This window comes from Alienimonas californiensis (assembly GCF_007743815.1).
Taxonomy (GTDB): Bacteria; Planctomycetota; Planctomycetia; order Planctomycetales; family Planctomycetaceae; genus Alienimonas; species Alienimonas californiensis.
Genome location: NZ_CP036265.1, coordinates 2,086,537 through 2,104,988, shown reverse-complemented (window position 1 = coordinate 2,104,988; position 18,452 = coordinate 2,086,537). Strand labels below are relative to the sequence as shown.

16 protein-coding genes are annotated in these 18,452 nt (G+C 72.3%); 7 read left to right on the top strand and 9 right to left on the bottom strand.

Going from position 1 to position 18,452, the window contains the following annotated elements; genetic code table 11:
- Positions 1-138: 138 nt before the first annotated feature.
- Genes CA12_RS08165 through CA12_RS08155 form a run of 3 tightly spaced genes read left to right on the top strand, consistent with a single transcriptional unit; the run spans position 139 to position 2,837 of the window.
- Positions 139-810, top strand: a complete 672-nt coding sequence (locus CA12_RS08165; protein WP_145358478.1) for a hypothetical protein — start codon at positions 139-141, stop codon at positions 808-810.
- A complete protein-coding gene (locus CA12_RS08160) occupies positions 807-1,913 on the top strand; it encodes a DUF1559 family PulG-like putative transporter (RefSeq protein ID WP_145358476.1) in 1,107 nt (368 codons plus the stop codon). The genes CA12_RS08165 and CA12_RS08160 overlap by 4 nt, the downstream gene beginning before the upstream one ends.
- A 45-nt stretch (positions 1,914-1,958) precedes the next feature.
- Positions 1,959-2,837, top strand: coding sequence for a beta-propeller domain-containing protein (locus tag CA12_RS08155; RefSeq protein WP_145358474.1), 879 nt, complete (start codon positions 1,959-1,961; stop codon positions 2,835-2,837).
- Between the two features lie 21 nt (positions 2,838-2,858).
- On the opposite strand, the gene CA12_RS08150 is transcribed toward CA12_RS08155, so the two are convergent.
- Together CA12_RS08150 and miaA are read right to left on the bottom strand one after the other, a co-directional pair.
- Positions 2,859-3,782: an alpha/beta hydrolase gene (locus CA12_RS08150; protein ID WP_145358472.1), complete on the bottom strand. Its 924-nt coding sequence runs from the start codon at positions 3,780-3,782 to the stop codon at positions 2,859-2,861.
- A gap of 93 nt (positions 3,783-3,875) precedes the next feature.
- Positions 3,876-4,823 carry a tRNA (adenosine(37)-N6)-dimethylallyltransferase MiaA gene (gene miaA, locus CA12_RS08145; protein ID WP_207622179.1) on the bottom strand — a complete coding sequence of 316 codons (948 nt, stop codon included), beginning with the start codon at positions 4,821-4,823 and terminating at the stop codon, positions 3,876-3,878.
- A gap of 338 nt (positions 4,824-5,161) precedes the next feature.
- On the opposite strand from miaA, the gene CA12_RS21990 reads away from it, so the two are divergent.
- Both CA12_RS21990 and CA12_RS08140 read left to right on the top strand, forming a co-directional pair.
- Positions 5,162-5,641, top strand: coding sequence for an SRPBCC family protein (locus CA12_RS21990; RefSeq protein ID WP_165700629.1), 480 nt, complete (start codon positions 5,162-5,164; stop codon positions 5,639-5,641).
- Between the two features lie 230 nt (positions 5,642-5,871).
- Entirely contained in the window at positions 5,872-8,076 is a 2,205-nt protein-coding gene (locus CA12_RS08140) for a pilus assembly protein TadG-related protein (protein ID WP_207622178.1), read from the top strand.
- 28 nt (positions 8,077-8,104) lie between these two features.
- On the opposite strand, the gene CA12_RS08135 is transcribed toward CA12_RS08140, so the two are convergent.
- Positions 8,105-9,022, bottom strand: a complete 918-nt coding sequence (locus CA12_RS08135) for a hypothetical protein (protein ID WP_145358467.1) — start codon at positions 9,020-9,022, stop codon at positions 8,105-8,107.
- A gap of 156 nt (positions 9,023-9,178) precedes the next feature.
- Between CA12_RS08135 and CA12_RS08130 the strand changes: the two genes are divergently transcribed.
- Positions 9,179-10,189, top strand: coding sequence for a GDP-L-fucose synthase family protein (locus CA12_RS08130; protein ID WP_207622177.1), 1,011 nt, complete (start codon positions 9,179-9,181; stop codon positions 10,187-10,189).
- A 74-nt stretch (positions 10,190-10,263) separates the two neighbouring features.
- Positions 10,264-11,370: a GDP-mannose 4,6-dehydratase gene (gmd, locus tag CA12_RS08125; RefSeq protein WP_145358465.1), complete on the top strand. Its 1,107-nt coding sequence runs from the start codon at positions 10,264-10,266 to the stop codon at positions 11,368-11,370.
- Positions 11,371-11,389: 19 nt separating this feature from the next.
- On the opposite strand, the gene CA12_RS08120 is transcribed toward gmd, so the two are convergent.
- From CA12_RS08120 to pseB, 6 genes are read right to left on the bottom strand one after another with little or no spacing between them, the layout of a single operon-like run.
- Positions 11,390-12,439: a hypothetical protein gene (locus tag CA12_RS08120; RefSeq protein ID WP_145358463.1), complete on the bottom strand. Its 1,050-nt coding sequence runs from the start codon at positions 12,437-12,439 to the stop codon at positions 11,390-11,392.
- Between the two features lie 38 nt (positions 12,440-12,477).
- On the bottom strand, positions 12,478-13,584 hold the full coding sequence (gene pseI, locus CA12_RS08115; protein ID WP_145358461.1) for a pseudaminic acid synthase: 1,107 nt from the start codon (positions 13,582-13,584) through the stop codon (positions 12,478-12,480).
- 44 nt (positions 13,585-13,628) lie between these two features.
- Positions 13,629-15,275, bottom strand: coding sequence for a UDP-2,4-diacetamido-2,4,6-trideoxy-beta-L-altropyranose hydrolase (gene pseG, locus CA12_RS08110; protein ID WP_207622176.1), 1,647 nt, complete (start codon positions 15,273-15,275; stop codon positions 13,629-13,631).
- Between the two features lie 2 nt (positions 15,276-15,277).
- On the bottom strand, positions 15,278-16,057 hold the full coding sequence (locus tag CA12_RS08105; RefSeq protein WP_145358457.1) for a cytidylyltransferase domain-containing protein: 780 nt from the start codon (positions 16,055-16,057) through the stop codon (positions 15,278-15,280).
- The gene (pseC, locus tag CA12_RS08100) at positions 16,054-17,415 is read right to left on the bottom strand and encodes a UDP-4-amino-4,6-dideoxy-N-acetyl-beta-L-altrosamine transaminase (protein WP_145358455.1); all 1,362 of its coding nucleotides are present in this window, start codon (positions 17,413-17,415) and stop codon (positions 16,054-16,056) included. The genes CA12_RS08105 and pseC overlap by 4 nt, the downstream gene beginning before the upstream one ends.
- On the bottom strand, positions 17,405-18,394 hold the full coding sequence (gene pseB, locus CA12_RS08095) for a UDP-N-acetylglucosamine 4,6-dehydratase (inverting) (protein ID WP_145358453.1): 990 nt from the start codon (positions 18,392-18,394) through the stop codon (positions 17,405-17,407). The genes pseC and pseB overlap by 11 nt, the downstream gene beginning before the upstream one ends.
- Positions 18,395-18,452: the final 58 nt, after the last annotated feature.

Below are 18,452 nucleotides of genomic sequence, written 5' to 3'. Positions count from 1 at the left end.
TACGCAAAGAGCGGCGGCTCCCCGGGCGGGCGACGGGGGGCGAGGCGGGCGGAACCCTGCAGCATAACGCCGCGGTCCGCAGGTGTCGGCGCGGGTTCGGCATCGCGGGCGCGGCGGCGAACGGGTTACGATCCGTGGATGGGATCGCCACCGCCGCTCGCCGGAATGCCGGGGTTTACCCTGAGTGACGCTGCGGCCGTGCGGCTGGACGCGGTCTCGTTCTTCCTCGCCGGGTTCCTGCTCGTCGCGGCGGTCGTGATGGGCTGCTGGAACCTGCTGCGGCAGGATTTTCCGAGGCTGCCGCGGCTCTCTTACAAGCGGGCGCTGGCGGCGACGGCGCTGTGGGGGCTCGTGTTCCTGCTGGCCCTGACGATGATCTCCGGCGCCCGCGAACTGATGACCCCCGGCGCCTGGGAGCGGGCCGGCTGGACCTACGAACTGACCGAGCCGGACCGCCCGTCCCCCGACGCCGCCCGCGACCGCCGCCGGGCCGGCCTCGCCGCCCTCTACGCCGCCTGGCGCGACCGCGGCACCGAACTGCCGGCCGAGGTCCTCACGATCCCCGGCCGGGCCCCGCGGACCTACCGTTTGATTGAAGGCCGCACCGCGGAGGACGCCGGCGCCGTGTTGGCGTTCGAGCCGGACCTGTTCACTGCGGACGACGGCGGGGCGGAGCCGTTCGTGCTGTTCGTCGGCGGGGCCGTGCACCAACTCCCGCGGGACGTGCTGGAGACGCTGCTGGGCGAGCCTGAAGCGAACGCCGCCGATCCCGCGTTCCCCCTCGCCGCAGACGAGGAGACGGCCGAGTGAAGTCTTACCCCGGGGTCGATCCTGCGACGGTCGAACCGTTGCCGTGCCCGCCGGTCCCGGAGAAGCCGGAGCGGAAGGAGCTCAGTTGGCTCTTGAGGCTCGGCCTGTCGTTTCTCGCCCTGTTCCTCTGCTGCGGACTGCTCACGCCGTGGCTCCTTGGCGTACTGGAACTGCCCGGCCGGCTGCTGTTCGGCTGGATCCCCTTCCTCGCCCGCACGTTGCCGCAGGTGTCGGTGGACCCGGTCGGCGTGGCGACGTTCGCCGCGCTGCTGGCCGGGTTGGCGGCGGCGGTGCACGTGCTCGGCCGGTGGGGGCTGCCGGGCGACAACGGAGCGGGAGCCGGTCGCGGGTGGGGCTGGCGGTCGACGGCCGCGTCCTGCGGGTTGGTGGTGAGCCTGTTCGCCGCCGGCGTCGCCGCGACCGGCGCCGGGCACCAGATCGGCTGGCTGGTCAACTCGCCGGTGCCGCTCTTCAGTCGGGAAGGTCCGGGGCGGCGGTCGCAGGCGCAGAACAACCTCAAGCAGATCGGCCTCGCCCTGCACAACTATCACGCACAACACGGCCGCTTCCCCGCCGGCGGGACGTTCGGCCCGACCGGCCGCGGCGAGCACGGCTGGGCGACGCGGCTCCTGCCCCACCTCGACGAGGCCGCCCTCGCCGAGCGCGTGCGGTGGGACGAACCGTGGGACGCCCCCGCCAACCGGGAGCCGTTCGCCAAACCGCTGCCGCCCTTCGCCTCCCCGTACCCCGGCCTGCCGACGGAGGACGCCGACGGCTACGCCCTCGCCCACTACGCCGGCAACGCCCGCGTGCTGACCGACAAGGTGGGTTTGAGCTTCCTCGACGTCCGCGACGGCATGACCCAGACGCTGCTTGCCGGAGAGGTCGCCGACGGATTCCTGCCCTGGGCCCATCCGGCGAACGCCCGCGACCCGGCCGTCGGCCTCAACATACGGGGAGGGTTTGGGTCGACTCGCGACTCCGGCGTCATCCTCGTCCTCATGGCGAACGGCAGCGTCACCACGATGAGCGAGACGATCGACCCCGCCGTGTTGAAGGCCCTCGCCACCCCGGCCGGCGGGGAGACAGTGCCGGAGTATTGACCGCGAACCGGGACCGCCGGACGGTCCGGTCGCTAGGCTGGGGGCATGCTCGCCCTCCTGCTCGCCGCCCCGCTCGCCCTGGCCCCATTCGACGATGCGGCGGGGGCTTCCTCGCCCCCTCAAACCGGCCCGCCGCGGGCGGTGATTGCGGGGGATTACGAGAAGAAAACCCTCGCACGGGTGAACGCCGACGGCACGACGGCCTGGTCGAAGCCAATCCGGGCGATCCACGACCTGCACGCCCTGCCGAACGGGCACACGCTGTATCAGACGAACTTTCGCAACGTGATCGAGGCGGACGCCGACGGGAATACCGTCTGGCGCTACGACGCCCCGGAGGGGGTCGAGATTCACGCCTTCCAGTGCCTACCCGACGGCGCCACGCTGATCGCCGAGAGCGGCAAGCGCCGGCTGATCGAGGTCACGCCGGACGGTTCGATCCGGGCCGAGGTCCCCCTCACGGTCGACCGCCCGGACAAGCACCGCGACACCCGCCTCGCCCGCAAAACGCCGGCCGGGACCTACCTCGTCGCCCACGAGAACGACGCCGCGGTGCGGGAGTACGACGCCGACGGCACGGTCGTCTGGAGCTTCGACGTCGGCTCGAAGGTCTACGGCGTGGAGCGGCTGGCGAACGGCAACACCCTCCTCGGCACCGGCGACGGTCACCGGGTGATCGAAGTGAACCCGGCCAAGGAGATCGTCTGGGAACTGACCTCCGACGACCTGCCCGGCGTGGAGCTGGTCTGGGTCACCATGGCGACCCGCCAACCGAACGGGAACACCGTCGTGGTGAACTGCCACGCCGGCCCGGAGAACCCGCAGATTCTCGAAGTCACGCCGGAGAAGCAGCTCGTCTGGAGCTTCAAAGACTTCGCCCGCTTCGGCAACGCCCTGCCCGTCGCGGTCCTGCCGGGGGAGTGAACGGCCGCCCGAGGTGCCGTCCTACGGCGTCTCGGGCTGAAACAGCTCCTGCACGAAGTGATACAGCGTGTTCCGCCAGTGCGGGGCGTCGTGGCCGTTGTCGTCCACGTGCCAGACGTGCGGCACGTCGTTCTCCTTCAGGTACTGGTGCATCCCCCGGCTGATCCGCATCAGCCCGTCCTTGGAACCGCAGGAGAGCCACAGCAACTCGAGCTTCTCCGCGGTCTCGGCGGGGTTCGGGACGAGTTCCGCCGGGCGTTTCGTGTTCGGGGCCGAGGAGAACCCGCCGACCCAGGCGAAGGTGTCCAGGTGGCTCAGCCCGAAGTTCAGGCTCTGCCCGCCGCCCATCGACAGCCCCGCCAGCGCCCGGCTCTCGCGGTCGGTCTTCACGCTGTAGCGGGACTCGATCGCGGGGATCACGTCGTCCAGCAGGTCCCGCTCGAAGACGGCGAAGGCCGGGGCACTGGCGAACACGTCGCCCTCGGCCCGGTCGTTCTTCTGAGCCCGGCCGTTGGGCATCACGACGAGCATCGGCTTCGCCTTGCCGTCGGCGATCAGGTTGTCCAGCAGCACGTTCGGCTGGGCGAACCGGGTCCACTCCGTCTCGTCGCCCCCGATGCCGTGCAGCAGGTAGAGCACGGGGTACTTCTTGTCCGACGAGTAGCCCGGCGGAGTGTAGACCCGCATCTTGCGGGTCGTGCCGACGGTCTTGGAGTCGTACTCGATCGTCTCCAGCTTGCCGTGGGGGATGTCCTCCCGGGGCGTGAGGAGGTCGGCGGGGGGCGCCGGGCGGGCGGGGACGTCGTCGGGGGCGAGTTCGACCGGCCGGCCGAACCGCGGTTCGCCGCTCCGCCGGTCCGGGCCGCGGCGGTCCGGACCGTCGTTGGATTGGGCCGCCGCGGGGAGGGTCGTCGCCAGCAGGGCGGTCGCGAGGAGGAGCTTCATGGTCTCAGGACGCCACGGGGGAGCGGTTCGAACGGCCCCGCATCGTAACGACCGCCCGCCCGGCAACCGTCCGCCGAGCGGTCAAGCGACCGGTCAGGCGGCGTCGGAGCGGGGGAAGGCGTCGACGAGGGCCGCGACCATGCCTGCGTCCTCGTCGCCGCTGAGAGGGACCCGCAGACACTCCGGCAGGCCGCGGAAGAAGGTGCACTGCCGCTTGCTGAACTGCCGGGTGCGGGTCTTCAGCCGCTCCACGCACTCCGCCAGGGGTTCGCCGCCCTCCAGATGATCAAGGATCTCCTTGTAACCCAGTCCCTGCCGGGCGGTGGTCCCCAGGCCGGGGTCGGTTCGCAGGCGGTCGACCTCTTCGACGAGCCCCTCCGCCAGCATCTGATCGACGCGGCGGTGAATGCGGTCCCACCGGACCGCCCGCGGCGGATCGAGCCACAGGCACAGCGCCGGGCGGTCCGCCGGCGGCCGGGGGTCGTCCAGCGGGCGGGAGGCGGAGAACCGTTGGCCGGTCAGGCGGATTACCTCCAGGGCCCGCACGATGCGGCGGGCGTCGGTCGTGTAGATGCCGGTGGCCGCGGCGGGGTCGAGGGCGGCCAAGTCGGCGTGCACCGCCTCCGGCCCGCGGGCGGCGACCTCCGCTTCCAACTCCCCCCGCACCGCCGGGTCGCCCGGCGGCACGTCGCCCAGGCCCCGCAGCAGACTGCGCAGGTAGAACCCGGTTCCGCCGACGAACAGCGGGACCTTCCCCCGGCTCAACACCTCCCGCACGGCGGCCTCGGCGTGCTCCAGATAGCGGGCGACGCTGAACGTCTCCGTCGGCTCGGCGAGGTCGAGCAGGTGATGCGGCACGGCGGCCCGCTCCGCCGCGGTCGGTTTGGCGACGCCGACATCCATCCCCCGGAACACGGCCATCGAATCCAGGCTGAGGACCTCCGCGTCCCACCGCTCCGCCAATCGCATCGCGGCGGCGCTTTTCCCGCAGGCCGTCGGCCCGGCGAGGATGCGACAGCGGCGGAGCAGTTCGGGGGGCACGGGGTTCCGGGGAGGAGTGATGAGGGAGGGGGCCAAGAAGTCCGCGCGGCGAACCCTAACCGTAAGCAATACGGTTCTCCCCTCTCCCTTGAGGGAGAGAGGTCGGGGGTGAGGGTGAGGCACGGTTCGCCCGTCTTCGCTCTTTGCGGTGATCGCCCGGACGGACGGGAGAGCAGAGCGGACCATCGACAGCGTTCGGGCGCCGTTGCCCCCTCACCCCCGGCCCCTCTCCCCCGGCCCCTCTCCCCCGGCCCCTCTCCCCCAAAAGGGGGGAGAGGGGAGACCGCGGACGGCGCCGCTATGTTGGGCGGACCGCTTCCCTGAACGACTCGCCACCGATGCCTGCGGTTCACGAACTTCACTTCACCGTCGCTCTCGCCGCGGCGCCGGCGGAGATCTTTGCCTGCCTGATCCGCCCGGAGGAGGTGATGACCCTCACCGATCCGAACGCCGGCGTCCGGCTGCGGAGCGGGCCGAAGGTGATGGCCGCGGGCACCGCGAACGAACTGGAGATCACCGGCTTCGGCGTGCCGCAGCGGGTCGTCTACACCGTCACCGCCTTCGAGGACCGCGGGCCCGCCGGCGGCGCCTTCACCGAGACGATGACCAAAGGCCCCCTGCCCGTCTTCGAGAACGACCACGTCGTCGCCCCCGCGGCCGAGGAGGGGGACGGCTGCACGGTGCACGAAACGTATCGGTTCGCCCCGCCCGGCGGGCTGCTGGGCTTCGTGCTGACCGCCGACCGGCTGCGGGGCGAACTGGAGAAGGGCCTGGCGTACCGCCGCCGGGCGTTGATCGAGCGGTTCGGCGCCGCCTGAGGCGGGCGGCGGCGGCAGGGACGCCGCGATCGGCACGATCGGCGCGGGTTTTGGACGGTCCGCGGCAGGTTCGTCGCGCCGGGGGCGGCGGGGCGACCCAGCGTTACGGCGGACGCCGGGCTTCCCGCCGGCGGCCACGTTCGCCCCGGAGCCCCCCCGTGCACGTCGCCCCCCGTTCCCCCCGCTGTCTGGTTCGCCGTGTGGGTCGCCGCCCGAGCGTCCGTCGGGGCGTGCGTCCGGCGCCGCGGCGGGGGGTGATCCTGCCGCTGGCCGCGGTGCTGCTGGTGCTGGTCTTCGCCTTCCTGGCGTTCAGTATTGACGTGGGTTATGTGGCGATGACGAAGGGGGAACTGCAGAACGCCGCGGACGCCGCCGCCCTGGCCGGCGCCGCCGAGCTGTCGGACGGCCCCGCCGCCGCCGTCCGCGAGGCCCAGTCGATCGCCGCGGAGAACGAGGCGAACCGGGCCGCCGTCGAGGTGCCGGAGGCGGACGTGACGCTGGGGTTCTGGGACATCGAGGCCCGCACCTTCGACGCCGCCGCGATCGCCCCCAACGCGGTGAAGGTGATCACGCGGCGGAACGATCAGGGCCTGCTGTTCGGCCCGGTCATCGGCACGGAGACGTTCAATTCCCGCACCGAGGCGATCGCCGCCGTGCACCCGCGGGACATCTGCTTCGTGGTGGACCTGAGCGGGTCGATGAACGACGACACCGAGGTCGCTTGGGCCACCGATCTGCTGAACGACACGTTCCGCGCCGCCGGCTACCCGAGCATCGGCACCGAACTGGCGGAGGACCTGTTCGAGGACCTCGGCTTCGGCGAATACCCCGGCCGGCTGGAGCACGTCGGCGGCGGGCTGGTGCCGGCGAACCGGTACGCCTACGCCAACCTCACCAAGGACGACGGCCCGCTGGCGAACGCCGCCGTGCCGCTGCGGTACCGCATCCTGCCGACGGACGGCGAGGCGCTTCGCAAACTGAAGTGCTACAGCGCGCTGATCGACTACCAACTGCGTCCGCTGATGCCCGGGGTGACGCCGCCGGCGGATTCGCTGCTGCACTACGCCTACTGGGAGAAGTACCTCGACTACATGCTGGAGGGCGTGCGGGTGGGCACCCCGCCGCCCCCGCCGCCGCCCCGCCCGCCGTCCACCGGCGGGGGGGGCGGCGGTACGAGCACGCCCCCGCCGCCGAGCCCCCCGCCGCCGCCCCCGCGGCCGACGGTCGGCTGGCTGGAGGAGGCGTTCCCCCACGACCTGCTGAACGAGCGCCCGACGATCGCGGGATCCTCGCCGGTCGAGTCGTTGAAGGCCTACGTCGCCGCCCGGTTCGCCCCCCCGCGGGCGGCGGCGGAGCGGCTCGCTGGGCTGGATTCGACGCGGGCGGCGCTGGCCCTGGCCCGGACCGCCGCCGCCGGCCCGGGCGACCCGCCCGGCACCCCGCGGCAGGGCTCGACCATGCAGAGCGAATGGCTGCCCCCCAGCCAGGACGGCGACCGCATCACCGGGATGAACAACCCGAACTCCTGGACCTTCCCCGGCGCGAGCAGCGGGCCGGTGCGGGCGCTGCGGAACAAGCTCGGCTTCCTCACCTACGCCCAGTTCCTGCAGGACTTCGGCCGCGACCGCAGCCCGGCGTTCGGCAACCACGAGAACGCCAACCCGGCCCTGTTCGGCAAGGTCCCGCTGTCGCTCGCCAGCCCCTACGCCCGCCTGCACCGGGAAACCGTCGCCGGCCGGGAGTTCTCCTTCCCCCCCCGCACCCAGCCGATGCACGCCCTGCGGCGGGGCCTGATCGCCGGTCTGGACGCGGTGGACGAACTGAACGGCTCCGGCCGGGCGGAGGTGGCGGACTGGGTCAGCGTCGTGACGTTCGACGGCCTCGGTCCGTACCACACGCCGGAGGTCGCCTTCGAACTCTCCGCCGACTACGCGGGGGCGATGGAAGCCGTCTCCAAGTTGCAGGCCGTGGGGGACGTCGGCGCCACCACGGCGCTGGACCCGGCGGTGCTGTTGGCCCAGGCGCACCTCGCCCCCGTCAGCGAGGGCGGCCGCGGGCGGTGGTTCGCCCGGAAGGTGATCGTGATCGTCTCCGACGGCATCCCGAACGCCTGGACGACCGAGGAGAGCGAGGTCGCCGCCTACCGCGCGACCCTCCCGGCCGAGGACGAGGCGGAGTTCGACCTGCCCGGCGCCACCTGGCTGAACGCCCCGCTGATGCACGCCCACAGTTGGCGGAGCGAGGGCCAGACGATCCCGATCGGCATGGGTCTGGGCGCCGACCACGACTACGCCGACCGCATGGCCCGCATGGCCCGCACCGCGGACGCCGCCGGCTCCAGCGCCCGCACCTCCGGCAACCCGGCGATGTACGAGGAGGAACTCCGCCGCATCTTCGAGGACTACCTCCGCCCCCGCCCGACGCTGGTGAAGTAGGCCGAACCGGCCCGGCGCGCCGCCGCGTTCAGAACCCCCGGAGGCGCCACAGCATGCCGAACAGCGCGAGGACGAACGCTTCCATCGCCAGCGGGAGCGCCGGCAGGGCGGCGGCGACCGCCGCCGGGGGCCAGGCTCCGGTCCACGGCTGCTTCGCCCGACCGTCCAGCGTCACGGCGGCGTTCCACAACGCCCCCACGGCCATGGCCACCGCGATCGCCTGGAACAGGTGCACGATCAGAAACACGTGGTGCCCGGCGTTGCCGCGGTCCCACCCCTCCCCCGCCACCCAGCAGCGGGTGGGGCGTTGCGGGTCGTACCGCACGGGCAGCCGGAACCGCACGCCGACCGCTCCGTCGCCCGCGGCCCGCAGCGCCGGTCCGGCAGGCGGCGCCCCCGCGACCGCCGGCAGCCGCGGATCGAACCCCGCCGGGTGATCGTCCGTCGGCACGGGCCGAAACACGCTGTCCAGCAGGCCGGTCTGAACGGCGCCGGCGGCGTCCGGGAAGGTCACACGAAAGCGGTAGTACCTCACGCCGCTGATCCCCCCGGTGCGGGTGACGACGGCGTCCGCCTCCGCGGGCAGCGCCCGGGCATGGGCGCGGCGTTCCTCCAATAACGTCGAGCCCGTCACCGCCAGATCGCCCAGCAGCCCGCCGACCAGCGCGACCGCCCCGGCCCAAAACAGCGCCCGACCGCCGGTCTCCGCGAACCGGCCGCCCCCGACCGGCACGCCCCGCACCCCGTGCCGCCACCCGAACGCCAGCAGCCCCAACAGCCCGCAGACCTCCCCCGTCAGCGACAGCCACGCCCGCCACGGTTCGGCGCGGGGCCAGTCCTCGGTGAGAATCACCCAGAACCCCCAGACGCCGACGGCGAGCAGCGCCAGAATCGCCCCGCACGCCAGCAGCACGAGCGGGGCGGCGGAGCGCGGTTCGGCACGCATCCGGCCGTTCTACCAGACCCCGGCCGCCGGCCGCCCGGCCGCGTCCCGCAGCGCCGTCGGGGGGCCCGCGGCCCGAGCCGGGAACCAAGCTTCCGGCATTCCGCCCGTTCGCCTAGAGTGTCGAAATCTTCGGCACACCTTGCGCAACCGGCCCCCGTGACTGCTCCTGACGCCCCGTCGACCGGTCCGTCGTCGACCGATTCGTTTTCGCTGTCGGGGCGCCGCGTACTCGTGACCGGCGGGGCGGGGTTTCTGGGCCGGCACCTCTGCGAACTGATCGAGAAGCGGGAGCCCGCCGCCCTGATCGTGCCGCGGTCCAAAGAGTACGACCTGACCGAGCAGGCGGACGTCCGCCGGCTGTTCCGGGACCACGCCCCGGAGGTGATTCTGCACCTCGCCGCGGAGGTCGGGGGCATCGGCGCCAACCGGGAGAACCCCGGCCGCTACTGGTACGCCAACGCGATGATGGGCCTGAACCTCCTGGAGGAGGCCCGCAAGGCCGGCGCGGCGAAGTTCGTGCAGGTGGGCACGATCTGCTCCTACCCGAACCTCACCCCGGTGCCTTTTCGAGAGGACGACCTCTGGAACGGCTATCCCGAAGTGACCAACGCCCCCTACGGCGTGGCGAAGAAGTCGCTGTACGTCGGGGCGGACGCCTACCGCCGCCAGTACGGCCTGCCGGCGATCAGTTTACTGCCGGTCAACTTGTACGGGCCGCACGATAATTTTGATCTGCGCACCAGCCACGTGATCCCGGCGCTGATCCGCAAGATGGTCGAAGCCGTCGACCGCGGCGGCGACCGCGTGACGGCCTGGGGCAGCGGCCGGGCCAGCCGCGAGTTCCTGTTCGTCCGCGACGCCGCCGACGGCATCCTCGCGGCGACCGAACGCTATCAACCGACCGACGGCGAGGGCGAACTGGGCGGGGACCCGGTGAACCTCGGCAGCGGCCGGGAGATCACGATCCGCGACCTCGCCTCGCTCATCGCCGAGGTCGTCGGGTTCTCCGGCGCGATCGTCTGGGACGAGAGCCAGCCGGACGGCCAGCCCCGCCGCTGCCTCGACACGACCCGGGCGAAAGAACGGTTCGGCTGGGAGGCCGCCACCGACTTCCGCGCCGGCCTCGCCGAGACCGCCGCCTGGTACCGCCAGAACCGCCCCGCCTGACCCGGCCCGCCAAGGCCCGGCTCGCTCGTTTTCCGATCAGTTTCCGAAGCGCTTCACCCCGACAGGACGCAGCCATGAAGACGGCCCTCGTCACCGGCATCACCGGCCAGGACGGCAGTTACCTCGCGGAATTGCTGCTGGAAAAAGGCTACGACGTGCACGGCGTGATCCGCCGCGCCAGCAGCTTTAACACCGCCCGCATCGAGCACCTCTACCAAGACCGGCACGACGCCGACGGCGGCCCCCGCCTGACGCTGCACTACGGCGACCTCGCCGACGGTCAGGGGCTGGTCGACCTGATGCTCGCCGTCGAACCGGACGAGGTTTATAACCTCGGCGCCCAGAGCCACGTGCGGGTCAGCTTCGACTCGCCCATTTATACCCACGACGTGGTCGCCGGCGGCGCCCTGCGGGTGCTCGAAGCCGCCCGCCGCCTGAACGACAAGAAGCCGGTGCGGGTCTACCAGGCCAGCAGCAGCGAGATGTTCGGCAAGGTGCACGAAACGCCCCAGAAGGAAACCACGCCCTTCTATCCCCGCAGCCCCTACGCCTGCGCCAAGGTGGCGGCGTTCCACCACACCGTGAATTATCGGGACAGCTACGGGCTGTTCGCCGTCAACGGGATCCTGTTCAACCACGAGTCCCCCCGGCGGGGCGAGACGTTCGTCACCCGCAAGATCACCCGCGGCGCCACCCGCATCGCCGAGGGGCTCCAGAAGAAGCTCTATATGGGCAACACCGACAGCAAGCGGGACTGGGGCTTCGCGAAGGAGTACGTCGAGGGCATGTGGATGATGCTCCAGGTCGACAAGCCGGACGACTACGTCCTCGCCACCGGCGTGACGGAAACGGTGCAGCACTTTCTCGAACTGTCCTTCGGGGCGGTCGGGCTGGACTGGCGGGAGTACGTCGAGACCGACCCCCGCTACTTCCGCCCCGCCGAGGTCGATTTGCTGCTGGGCGACCCCTCCAAGGCGAAGCGGGAGCTGGGCTGGGAAGCCCGGACCGATCTCAACGGTCTGGCGACGCTGATGGTCGAGCACGACCTCGACCTCGCCCGCCGCGAGAAGCACGCCGGCGACTACGAGGTTTCCACCGGCGCCCACGCGCACGCCCCGGCCACCGGCCCCGCCGCCGTCGCGGCGGTCGCCGGCAAAATGGACGTCGCCCGCGCGGCCTGAACGTCGCCGCCCGGCCCGATCAGCGGTCGGCGCCGGAACCGAGCGTCGCCCGCAACCGCCGCTTCGCCGCCCCGAGCAGGCGGCGGGGAGCGGCGACCGCCGCGTCCTGCGCCGCCGTCCACCGCCGGCGGCGCTCCGCCCCCGCGATCAGCCGACGCAATTCCTCCGGCGCGCGGAACGACTCCACGCCGAGGTACGCGGCGATGAATGTGGCCCGTTCCGCGGCCCGCTCCGGTTCCGCGGCGGCACCCAACGGGGGGCGTTCCCCGAAGAGAGCCCGGGCGGCGGCGAACGCCTCGGCCGTGTCGCTCATCTCTGCGAGCCGTTCCGGCGTCGCCTCGAAACGCTCCTCGCCCTGCGGGGTGAAGAAGAACCGGCAGCCGGCCCAGGACGCCGCGAACAGGTGCGTGCCGATCCCGTTCGCTGTCGCGTAGCGGAAGTGACGGCAGAGGGCGTGCAGCCGCAACATGAAGTCCGGCGAGAAAATGTGGCCGACGCTGACCACCGGCAGCCCCGCCGCCCGATACGCGGCGGCCTCGCCGTGATGATAGTCCTTCCAATAAAGACACACCACGACCGGCTGACACTCGTCCGGCAGGGCGGCCCAGGCGGCCGCGAGTTCGTCGCTCGCGTTGTGGGTGCGAATGTGGTGCGTCGAGTGCGACGGGAACGCCAGCGTCCCCCCCGCACGGTCCCCTGACGCCGGGTCCGGGCCAAAATTCCGACGAACCAACTCCGCGGCGTACAGCGCCCCGAACCCGATCGGCTCGATCGTGCGGGGGCGTCCGCGCGCGGCGCCCGCCCGGATCGCCTCCGCACGGCGCTGCGACGGGACGGTCATCACGGGCAGACGCGCCCGCAGTTCGGCCGTGCCGACCTCCCGGTCCATCCGGATTCCGTGCTCCAGGGTGAGCGGCAACGGACGGTCCGGCAGCCCCGCGTAGCGGCGGAGCGCCCCCGCCTGCCCGTAGAAGGCGTTGGGGGGGTGATGCTCGTCGGTCGTCAGGTCGCGGTCGGCGCAGACTCGGTTCAGGTCCTCGTGGAGGAATCCGTCCAGCGTTCGATGCACCTCGCCGCCCAACGGCGGACCGCCTGCAGCATCCGGACTCATTGTTCCCCCGCCCCCGTCGGCTCCCCGGCGTCGGCGGCCCGTTCGCCCAGCAGCTCCCAGGACAGCGGCGTCCCGGCGGGGACGTCCGCCGCGGCGACGCGCAGCGACGCCTCGCCGAAGGACTCCGGCGGCAGGCCGTATCCGGGGCGCACGGAGCGGACGTTCTCGGCGGTGAAGCGCTCGCCCCGGCGCACGTGCTTCGTTACGTACAGTGATCGCCGCATCTGACGGCTCGCCTTGGAATCGTCCGTGACGCCGTAGCGCACCGTTCCGAGAGCCGCCTCGGCGACGCGGACGGCGTCGACCATCTGGCGGAACTCCGCCGGTTCCAGGCTGAAGGCACTGTCCGGCCCGGGGGTGTCTCGGGAGAGGGTGAAGTGCTTTTCGATCACCGTCGCCCCTAGGGCCACCGCCGCGACGGGCACCGCCGTGCCCAGCGTATGGTCGCTGAGCCCCGCCGGCACGCCGAACGCCGCCGCCAGGTGCGGAATCGTCCGCAGGTTGGCCTCCGCGGGGGAGGCCGGGTAGGCGCTGGTACACTTCAGCAGGGCCACCCCCGCCGCCCCGGCCGACCGGGCGGCGTGCACCGCGGCGTCGATCTCCGCCAGCGACGCCATCCCCGTCGACATGATCAGCGGCTTGCCGGTCGAAGCCGCCCTGCGGATCAGCGGCAGGTCGACCAGTTCGAAGGAGGCGATCTTATACGCCGGACAGTCCATCTCCTCGAGGAAATCGATCGCGGTCGGATCGAAGGGGCTGGAGAACAGCGCCAGCCCGACCTCCGCGGCGACCTCCGCCAGCTTCGGCTGCCAGTCCCAGGGCGTGTACGCCTCCTGATAGAGCGAGTGCAGCGACCGCCCCCGCCACAGCTTGCCGCTCGCCTTGAACTCCGGGGCGTCCATATCCAGCGTGAGGGTGTCCGCGGTATAGGTCTGCAGCTTGATCGCGTCCGCCCCGCTCTCCCTAGCGGCGTGGATGATCGCGACGGCGTCCTCGTACCGCCCGCCGTGATTGGCGGACATCTCCGCGATCAAATACGCCGGCTCGCCCGGGCCGACGGGGCGGCCGGCGATTTCGAACGGTTCAGCGACGGCTTCCGACATGGAGGGCGTTGGGGTGGGTGACAAGAAGATCGGCTCGTGGGGGATCAGTCGGGGTCGTCGGGGAAGGCCGGCGGGCGGGACGGCTCCGCCGCGCTTCGCGGCACGGCCCCGTCCTGGGGGAGGGCGGGACGACGAAAGATGCGGAAGCCGTCTTCGACGGAGGCCGGCTGCATCCCGGCGGCTTCGGCCACCTTCGCGGACGCGACGTTCCCCGGTTTGACCGCCGCCCAGAGCGGACCGGAAACCCGCGCCGCCGCGGCCCGCGACATCCATTTGGCGACGCCCCGGCCACGCGCCGCGGGGGCGACTGTATAGGAGATCTCCTGGCCCGACGGGCCGGCGTCGAGGCGGACGCTGCCCACGGGGGCACCCCCTTCCTCCGCGATCAGCAGCGTGCGATCCGGGTCCGCGAGCACGCCGGCCAGCCAGCGGGCGTGTTCCTCCGGCTGGACCTCTCGCGGGCTGCGGCTCGCCTCCCGGACGGCGGGATCGTTCCGCCAAGCCAGCAGCAGCGCCGCGTCGTCGGGGCCGGCGGGGCGAAGCGTCAGGGGCGGCCGCTCGCCTCGGAGCGCGGCCCGCACGACGCGCTCGGCGCCGCGGCCGTCGACCGTGCGTCGGCCGGCGTTGCTCATGGCGCGGCGGCGGGGGGCGTCCTCCAGCAGTTCCCTCAACCCGGCGGCGATCTCCCCGACGGTCAGCCCCGGGAACCGGCCGAGATCGACGGCGAACCCCGCCCGCTCCGCCGCCGCGACGCCCCGGGCCTGATTATCCGCGGTCCGCACGATCGCCGCGGGCACGCCCAGGAAGGCCAACTCCTGCAGCGTGAGGCCGCCGGCGGTCACGGCGAGGTCCGCGGCGGCGATCTCCGCGGCCATGTCGGCGACCGCGGTCTTCACCGTCACCGCCGGTCCGCCGGGCCTCGCCGACAGTGCCGCGGCCTGCGCCCGGACTCGGTCGGCGTGGGGGCTCATCGCCCCGATCACCAGCGCGACCGCCGGCAGATCCAGTTCCCCCATCAGCTCCGCGAGGGCGTCCAGCACCGCGCCGGCCGCGTCGTCCGGATCGGACCCGCCGAGGGTTACCAGCAACCGCCGGACCCGCTCCCGTTCAACCAGCGTGCCGTCAACCGGTGCGCGGTCGAGGTACGGGAGGAACTCCCGCCGCAACACCGTGTATTTCGGCCCGAGCAGCAGTGCTCCCGGCGCCGCGTCGGGGTAGGCGGCGGGGTCGGCGTGCAGGGTTTGGTTGAAGACGAGACGGGCGGCCTCATAGCCCGGCTCCGCGAAGTCGTCCACGAGCAGCAGGGGAACCGCGGCGCCCACGCAGCGCTTGTAGTCGGCGGAGAAGTGGTAGCCGTCGAGGGCCAGCCAGCCGCCGGATCGTTGGACCAGCGCCGCGACGGCGTCCGCGTCGGCGTCGCCGCCCGACGCGGCGGGAACGGCGGTCACGTCGAATCCGCGGGATCGCACCATCGCCGCGAGACCGTCCCCGATCTCCGCCGCGGCGAACGTCGCCGTCCCGCCGGCGGCCCGCCAGGCCTCCGCCAGCGCCAGACAGCGCATCACATGCCCGGTGCCCGAGCGGGCGGTCGCGTCGGCGCGGAGCGTCAGCCGCCCCGGCCCGGCGCCGGGCGGCCGGTCCTGCGCGGCGGGGGTGTCCGTGGCGGGGGCGCCCGCGGGGGGGGCGTCCACGCTCACGCCACCTTCTTCTGTTCGACGTGCCGGTTCAGCTCGGCCCAATCGGGGCACTCCGCCAGCAGTGCCAGGACGTCCCGCCAATCGAACGCCGTCGGCCCGACCCCGCCGTCGGCTGCAAAGTGATCGTAGATGCGGCGGACCAGTTCGAGGTCCTCCGGCGTGTCGACCGTCCAGCGGTGGGCGGAGGCGTCCTCGTCGGCCGTCACGCAGGTGCGGGGGAACCGCTCCGGCTGGCGGCAGAGGAACTGCGTCACGTGCTCCCGCCACGCCGGGTTGTCGTCCTCCCGGTGGGCGATCCCCAGCGCCTCCGCGGAGAAGACCTCCACATCCAGCCCTCGGGGGTAGGTGCGGGTCGGGTCGGTGTTTGAGGCGTAGGCGACGGGCGGGTCGGCGGCGAGGTACGCGGCGATCACCCGCCCCGTCACGCTGGGGTCGATCAGCGGGCAGTCGCTGGTGATCCGCACGATCACGTCCGCCTCCGCGACGACGGCGGCGGTCTGATACCGGGCGAGCACGTCGTGCAGCGAACCCCGGACGCACCGCACGCCCCGCTCCTCGCACCACGCCTGCAGCGGATCGTCGGAGGCGTCGTTGGAAGTCGCCACGATCGTCTCGTCGATGATCGGTCGGTCGACGTGATGCGCCGCCCGCACCCGCTCGACGACGCGGTGCAGCATCGGTTCGCCGGCGAGCGGCTGAAGCACCTTGCCGGGCAGCCGGGCGCTGGACATCCGGGCCTGGATGACGGCGACGACTTTCGGTCGGCGTTCGCTCATCGCATCGCAACCGTCTGAGAGGAAAGGGCCGCCGGCCGGTCGCCGCGAGCCGCTTCGGGACCGGGCGCCGGGGAACCGGGCGCCGGGGCTTCGTCGAGGCAGTCGGCCAACGCGTCCAGCACGCGCCGCACGTCCCCCTCGCCGAGGCCTGGGAAGATTGGCAGGCTGACGCACCCCGCGTAATACGCCTGGGCGCGGGGGAACGCGGAGGCGTCCCCGCCGTAATAGGGCTGCATCGGCACCGGGACGTAGTGCACCTGCACGAGCACGCCGCGGCGGTGCAGCGCCTCGAAGACGGTCCGCCGCCGCTGGGCGAGGGACTCGAGCGTTTCCCCCGCGCCCGGCGTCAGGCGGATCACGAACAGGTGGTACCCGTGCCGCACCGTCTCCGGCCGGACCGCCAGCGGTTCGACCCGGCCGGCGAACGGAGCCCGGGCGAGGGCCGCCCAGTACTGGTCCGCGATCGCGTTGCGGCGGGCGAGAAAGGCGTCGAGCTTGCGCAACTGCGACCGCCCGAGCGCGCATTGCAGATCGGTGACGCGGTAGTGATAGCCGAGGGCGTTCTGCTCGTAGTACCACGGCCCCTCGTCGGGCCGGGTGAGGCGGCGGGGATCCCGGTGGATGCCGTGCGTGCGCAGCTCGCGGACGGTCTCGGCAAGGCCCTCGTCGTCCGTGACGACCGCCCCGCCCTCCCCGGTGGTGACCGGCTTGACGGGGTGAAAGCTGAACGCGGTCGCGTCGGCCAGTCGCCCCTCGCCGGTCCGACGAACGGGCCCGTCGGCGCCGTCGGTGCCGGACAAACGGTAGGCGGCGCCGAGGGAGTGGGCCGCGTCGGCGACGACCTTCGCCCCGACCCGATCGGCGACGGCCCGCACGCCCGGCAGGTCCGCCGGCTGGCCGGCGAAGTCGACTGGGACGAGGACCTTCGGCGGCGTCCCCGCGGCGGCGAGTCGGTCGACGACCGCGGCGAGCGAAGCGACGTCGATCAACCCGGTCCGCGGGTCCACATCCGCGAAGTGCGGGGTCCCGCCGCAGTACGCCAGGCAGTTCGCGCTGGCGACGAAGGTGACGGCGGCGGTCACGCCGACGTCGCCGGGCCGCACGCCGAGGGCCAGGCAGGCCAGGTGCAGCGCCGCGGTGCCGCTGGCGACGGCGACGGCGTGGCGGGCGCCGCTGGCTTCGCAGAGGGCCTCCTCAAACCGCTCGACCTGCGGCCCCTGCGTGAGCCGATCGCCGCGGAGACACTCCACGACGGCGGCGACGTCCGCCTCGTCCACGGTCTGGCGGCCGTACGGCAGCGGGGCCGGGTTCGCCGCGGAGGCGTCAGCGGGGGCGGCGGGACGCTCGTCAGGCCGCATCGACGATCTCCCGCAATTGCTGGGCGGTCAGCCAACGGTCGTTCGTCTCGCTGCTGTAGCGGAAGTCGTCGGCGCAGGGCCGGCCGCCGGTTTCGGAATCGCCGCGGCTCTGCCGCAGGGCCTCCGGCAGGATGGTGTAGTGGTCGTCGTATTCCAGCGTGTTGCGGGCGTCGTCCTCGGTGATCATCACCTCGTGCAGCTTTTCGCCGGGCCGCACGCCGATCACGTCCAGTTCGCAGTCCGGGCCGATCGCCCGGGCCAAGTCCGTGACTTTCATGCTGGGAATCTTGGGGACATAGATCTCCCCGCCGCCCATCCGGTTCAGGGCGTTGAGCACCAGGTCCACGCCCTGCTCCAGGGTAATCCAGAAGCGGGTCATGCGATCGTCGGTGATCGGCAGACGGCCGGTCTCCCGTAGGCGCTTGAACAGCGGGATGACGCTCCCGCGGCTGCCCACGACGTTGCCGTACCGCACGAGGCTGAACCGCGTCCGCTTGGGGCCGGCGTAGTGGTTGCCGGCGACGAACAGTTTATCGCTGCACAGCTTGGTGGCGCCGTACAAATTGACGGGGTTGACGGCCTTATCCGTGGAGAGGGCGATGACCCGCTTGACCCCGCGGTCGATGGCGGCGTCGATAATGTTGGCGGCGCCGTCGACGTTGGTGCGGATCGCCTCGATCGGGTTGTACTCGGCGGTCGGCACCTGCTTCATGGCGGCGGCGTGCACGACGATGTCCACCTCGTCGAAGGCCCGGTAGAGCCGATCGCGGTCCCGCACGTCGCCGATGAAGTACCGCAGCGCCGGGTGCTCCTCCGGCCGGAAGACCTGCGCCATCTCGAACTGCTTGAGTTCGTCGCGGCTGAAGATAATCAGCTTTTTCGGCTGATAGCGGTCGAGCACCGTCCGCACGAACTGCTTCCCGAACGACCCGGTGCCGCCGGTGACGAGAATCGTGCTGCCGTCCCAAGTAATATTCATTGAGGTATCGTCGTCGGGTCGTGAGTGCGGGACCGGAGGAACTGCGGCGCCGGAAAGA